The 5377-nt window shown below is 44.0% G+C and carries 4 protein-coding genes; 2 read left to right on the top strand and 2 right to left on the bottom strand.

The annotated features are described in order from the left end of the window. Positions 1–152: 152 nt before the first annotated feature. Positions 153–413 (bottom strand): hypothetical protein, encoded by a 261-nt coding sequence (locus Q1A48_RS20445; RefSeq protein WP_299948588.1) that lies wholly within the window; start codon positions 411–413, stop codon positions 153–155. Positions 414–553: 140 nt separating this feature from the next. Then, entirely contained in the window at positions 554–823 is a 270-nt protein-coding gene (locus Q1A48_RS20450; RefSeq protein WP_299948590.1) for a hypothetical protein, read from the bottom strand. 667 nt (positions 824–1490) lie between these two features. On the opposite strand from Q1A48_RS20450, the gene Q1A48_RS20455 reads away from it, so the two are divergent. Further along, the gene (locus tag Q1A48_RS20455; protein ID WP_299948592.1) at positions 1491–4439 is read left to right on the top strand and encodes a ricin-type beta-trefoil lectin domain protein; all 2949 of its coding nucleotides are present in this window, start codon (positions 1491–1493) and stop codon (positions 4437–4439) included. A 186-nt stretch (positions 4440–4625) separates the two neighbouring features. After that, on the top strand, positions 4626–5129 hold the full coding sequence (locus tag Q1A48_RS20460) for a hypothetical protein (protein WP_299948594.1): 504 nt from the start codon (positions 4626–4628) through the stop codon (positions 5127–5129). Positions 5130–5377: the final 248 nt, after the last annotated feature.

A 5377-nucleotide genomic window follows, 5' to 3' on the forward strand; every position in this document is an offset into this window, starting at 1 on the left:
GGTTTCAGGTTTTGTCACCTTCATCAAAACCGGTAAACCCCTTCTTTTCAAGGAGATGTGTCAGATTTGGTCTGAACAAATACAAATAAGGGTCACCAATGCCTCTACCATCTCATAGCAAACAAATAGTGTCGTTATACCCGGTATTCATCCTATTCGGTTTCGTTCTCATCATCATAAAACTCATTTTTGTTACTATCATGGCAGACATTATCGCAAGCCATTTTATCTATAACACAGCTGTTTTGCGCTTTCTGATTGTCTCTAATACAATTATAGTAAATTTCTTTACAGGTTTTCAGGCACCGCTGAGTAGCCTTTCTTTCATGAAGATCATCAGTCCAGGTTAAAGGCGTGTGAGCGGCTATCGCGAGCGCTGCTAATAAAATGAAAAATGAATTTTTGATACCCATAGCATTCTCTTATCTAAGCTTAATTTTATTTCTTATATAAACAAACAATAGCGTTTCTATTTTTAGGTGCAAGGTTTAAGTGTGGTGTAATGCTAACAGATCTCGTATTTATATTGTGGTTGCAAATACAACTTCTTTCATCATATTTTAAACCTATCTTTCATTAAAATCTCAATATGAAAAAATGTTATACTGAAGAACAAATCATCAGTTATGTCTGTGATTGCGAGATAGGTAACTAAATCGATAATATCTGTTGCCTGGATATATCCAACGATGCCGTCTACAATCGGCGCAGCAGGTATGCGAGTCTGGAAGCCAAAAAACGCAATGGCTGAAAGGACGGGAGGTAAAGAAGAAAAGGCCCAAAAATATCCATCAAAAATCCATACAGTGCTTTGGGCTGTCACTCATCAATCCCAGAAACCACTGTGCAGATAAAATGATCAATAGTTAAAATGCGTTTCGATGGGGTTATCAACCGCAGGGAAGGATTGCAACCCGGTTAGCATTGAATGAAAAAGTGTGACCTTCAGCGTCTGACATTGTCAGTACTACCTGGTCATAATATTTGTTGGACATAAGGTTTTATGGCCGGCCAGCTTTTAGTGGGCCGCAGTGCAACCGCGACAATGACGCCGAGTTTAACGGTAATTCGATTTTATTTTAGAAAAGACTTCTGGTATCAGGCCGTCCTTCAGCCAGATAAGCCGAAGTTCGGGTGCAGACATTGAGAGCCCCGTGTCGGATTCGGTCAGAAATGCTTAAATCACGACTGATTGCGAAGCCTCAATGAAGTTGGAGAAGTTTTCAGCACCTGGAGGTATCACCACAACCGTGAGCGGCTTCACAGTAAGCTCAACTATATGACGCTAGTAGCTTTTGCCAGTAGAGCCGCTTAGAATGAATGTATCATTGTAAAATAGTGCTAATACGGAGGTAAAGTCAGTGATGCGGTATCTTTAGAATAAACAAGTGAAATTTCAACGAGACATCTAATAAAAATCCCTATATTCTTGGTAATGACGTCTAATAATCTTCCCATAATTTTAAAAATAATAGAAATGGAAATATATAATGAAATCAACGTTAAATAAAGTCTGGGCATCGATGCTAATAATATTGGCAGGTGTGTCTGTGCTGGCGAACGCCAATACGATCGAAGCATCTTACGCTTTGGCGCAAGGTTGTTACGCAATCAAAGCACCTCAAACAGGCCGATATATGCATCCCGGAGGTGGTGATTATCGCTTTGATGCTATTGATGTGACCGCTGCGTCTCATTTTTATTTCAAGCCTACCAGGCTTGGTATGTATATGCTGCGTGATAAAACCGGAAATTTCCTGACTACCAGGGGGCCTCTGGATATCGCACGCAATGCTGCCGCTTCAGAATGGGCGCAGTGGTCAGTAGAGCCAGCTGGAAATGGCCATTTCAGGTTATTCTCCACAAAATTCTGGAAGGATTTGAGGTATAACAAAGGCGATGGCGGAACTTATTTGTTTGACTTGTTCAATTTGGGTAATCGCAATAGTGAAAATGTTTTTGAGCTAATTGAACAGGAGGATTGTACGCCGTTTCCAGAAGCTGAACTGAATGCTGTGATCAATCCTGAGATCCCGCCGACTGGTGATGTTAATGCGCCAGTGGTTGGTTTTGCTGACGTACACACCCATTTGAATTCCAATGAATTTATGGGTGGAAAATTTTTACATGGTCGCCCTTTTCACCCCTACGGCATTCAAAATGCACTGGATGATGGCAGTGGTATACACGGCCCCAATGGCGGCCTGGATATTATTGGTAACTTGCAAGATGGCGGTAATCTCGCTGCTCGGCATACTACTGCCGGTTGGCCAAATTTTCCTTATTGGCCTAACCATCACACACAGTCGCATCAGCAGGCCTACTACAAATGGATTGAGAGAGTGCACCTGGCCGGTTTGAAGCTGATAGTAACGCATATGGTGCAAAACGAAGTGTTGTGCGAGGTTCAAAGCGTCGTCAACCCGGTTTCCTGGATAAACCCCAATGCCTGTGATGACTCATCAAGCATTGATCTGCAGCTAAGGCGCGTGTATGAAATGCAGGATTATATTGATGCGCAGGCTGGAGGCATTGGTAAGGGCTTTTTCCGTATCGTCACCAGTGCTGCTGAAGCTCGCTCAGTAATTGCCAGTGGTAAACTCGCCGTTGTGTTGGGTGTTGAGGTATCCAGTGTGCTGGATTGTGATGAAGGCAGTGGCTGTACTGAGGCGTGGATTGATTATAAATTACAATACTTGCATAGCCGTGGTATACGCAGCCTGTTCCCAATCCACAAGTTTGATAATGACCTTGGCGGCCCACATATGCAGGGTGCTGATGAAATTATCAATATTGGTAATATGCTACAAACGGGCCATCTCTATAATATAGAAGCGTGCCCAGCTAATGAACCCAGTGGTCGCAAACTACCAAGCAGTTTTCCGTTGCTGGGTAATGTTCCGTTCATTAAAGATATCATAAACCTGTTAGGAGCAAGCCCTAATTACGATCAGAATATAGCCCAGCATTGTAATCGCAAACATTTGACAGCTATGGGAAAATACCTGATTAATCGTATGATCGACAAGGAAATGATTATCGAAGTAGATCATATGTCGGCGGGCGCTTTCGCCGATACGATGGAAATTGTCGAAAGTCGCGGTTATTCTGGTGTGATTTCAGGTCATTCCAACCCAAAACTGAATGGCGCTTTGAGCCCACTGCAGCAGCGCCTATTAAACGTGGGTGGTGTAATGTTTCCATATAACGGCCCAAGTAACTATAACATTAGCAACATAAATACGATTCATGCTGCTGTAGCAACAACACCCTACCTGGCTGGTGTGGGTATTGGTACAGATACCAATGGGTTGGCACCACAGGCAGGACGTAGTTCAACTGCTGATACTAATCCGGTCACTTACCCTTTTATCTCCTATGATGGTCGCGTCATCTTTGATCGCCAGAAAACGGGGAATCGCAGTTTTGATTTAAATAACGAAGGTTTGGCGCATTATGGCTTGTTGGCCGATTTGGTGGAAGATATGCGTTTGAACGCCTCTCCGGAAACCATGAATGCATTCTTCAACTCAGCTGAAGCGTATTTGCAGATGTGGGAGCGTGCTACCCCTACAACCAATAGTCAATATGTACAAATTCGGGATAAGCGCAGTGGTCAATGCCTTGATGTTCCCGGTGTTGATAATGGTGTTGCGAACTACGCAAAAGTGCAGTTGGAAACCTGTACACATAATCATTTTGATCAGCATTGGCTAGTTGACTGGGATACCGGCTTAATTCGTAACAGAATGAATCATGATCTGTGTTTAACGCACGCCGATGGCAATTCTGTCAATGGTTTGCGGGCCTCTATTTATGCCTGTTCTGTTAATCATCGCTGGATTCTGGACGGTGATGTGATACGTGATGCCGTTAACCCAAGTATGGTGCTCGATGGTTTTAGGAATACCAAAGGAGCTACTGTTGGCATGTGGGAGTTCCACGGCGGTATGAATCAGCGCTGGGCGATAACCGAGGTTGCGGCAGCGAGTTCCGGGTATAGAAATCTGGCTAAAGAGGGCACTGCCACACAATCAGATACCAGTCATGGTGGTTCTGCCAGCAGGGCCATTGATGGTAACATTAGCGGCCACTGGGGTGATGGGAGTATAACCCATACAAGTATCAGTGCTCACCCCTCATGGACACTGGATCTTGGCTCGATCAAGAAGATTGAAAATATTGCTATATGGAACCGTATCGATTGCTGTGACGAACGCTTACAGGATTTTCATGTCTTTGTATCCGATTTACCTTTTACAGGGGTAAATATCAGCGACTCTCAGGAGCAGTTAAATGTGAGAGAGTTTTTTCTCCCTGGTCCCGCTGAGCGACTTAAATATGTAATCAATGTGGGGGTGGGGCGCTATGTGCGTATCCAGTTGGCCAGTGCCAATGAAGCACTTTCACTGGCTGAGGTGCAGGTGTTTGGGCAGTAATATATTTTAGTGCCTAGTACAAAAAAACAAGAAGTCAGCATAATGGATTTGCTGGCTTTTCTACTGTTAGTGTTTTAGGTTTTTCTCTACGATATTTTTGGTTAGTGCTTGGCAAGTACATCCAATCGGTTATATTTTCAATTAGTGTATTGCTGATAATCATACAGAGTAATCAGGCTAAGAGTCATGAATTGGATTCAGTGGTTTGAGGCATTAAGTTATGTGGTTACAGTAGTCGGTTTACCATTGGCCATTTATGTATTTCTACAAGATAAGCGAAAAGAAAGAAGAGCAGAAGCCGATACGCTCAATCAACGACTGAGTGATGCCTATAGCAGTTTCCTGACATTGGTTCTGGATAATGCAGACTTGAAGTTATTTCAAGCCCAGGGCGATCAGGCGGATTTGACAGGCGAGCAGAAAGAGCGAAAAAAGGTTTTATTCGCAGTGCTGATTTCCGTTTTCGAACAGGCATACATCGCACTCTATGAAAAGGAAATGGGACGGCACGCTTATCGTCGGTGGCTATCCTGGGAGGATGATATGTGCAAATGGTGCCGAAGATCGGATTTCAGGGAGGAACTACCGGGATTGCTTGAAGGGGAGGATGACGATTTCAGTGCCCACATTCGTGGCATAGCAAAGCGGGAATCGAAATATAAAGGTTCATCTGTTCAGCCACGTCCTTAGAGCTGAAGGAGCGCATAATTTCATTGTTGTAATTTTGGCGTATGGCGTATATCCAACTCACGGTGAATCTGCGGGTGGTGATTGGGGGTGAAAGAACTACATTTTATCTTAACCTCGTGGGAAAGCTCATACTAAAAGTACGGAATTCCCCCCCTTGAGGTTCAGATCAAGTTTCTAGTCCAAAAGGGAGACCCCCCGGCTTTGCCGGGGAGGCACGCATAGTTTGACAGATCCGGAAGTCCCATAGT

Source organism: uncultured Microbulbifer sp. (assembly GCF_947489355.1).
Classification (GTDB): domain Bacteria; phylum Pseudomonadota; class Gammaproteobacteria; order Pseudomonadales; family Cellvibrionaceae; genus Microbulbifer.

What these genes read in the sequence shown, in the direction of transcription:
- Q1A48_RS20445 (WP_299948588.1), bottom strand. Translation starts at nt 413, where the DNA reads ATGGGTATCAAAAATTCATTTTTCATTTTATTAGCAGCGCTCGCGATA.
- Q1A48_RS20455 (WP_299948592.1), top strand. Translation starts at nt 1,491, where the DNA reads ATGAAATCAACGTTAAATAAAGTCTGGGCATCGATGCTAATAATATTG.
- Q1A48_RS20460 (WP_299948594.1), top strand. Translation starts at nt 4,626, where the DNA reads ATGAATTGGATTCAGTGGTTTGAGGCATTAAGTTATGTGGTTACAGTA.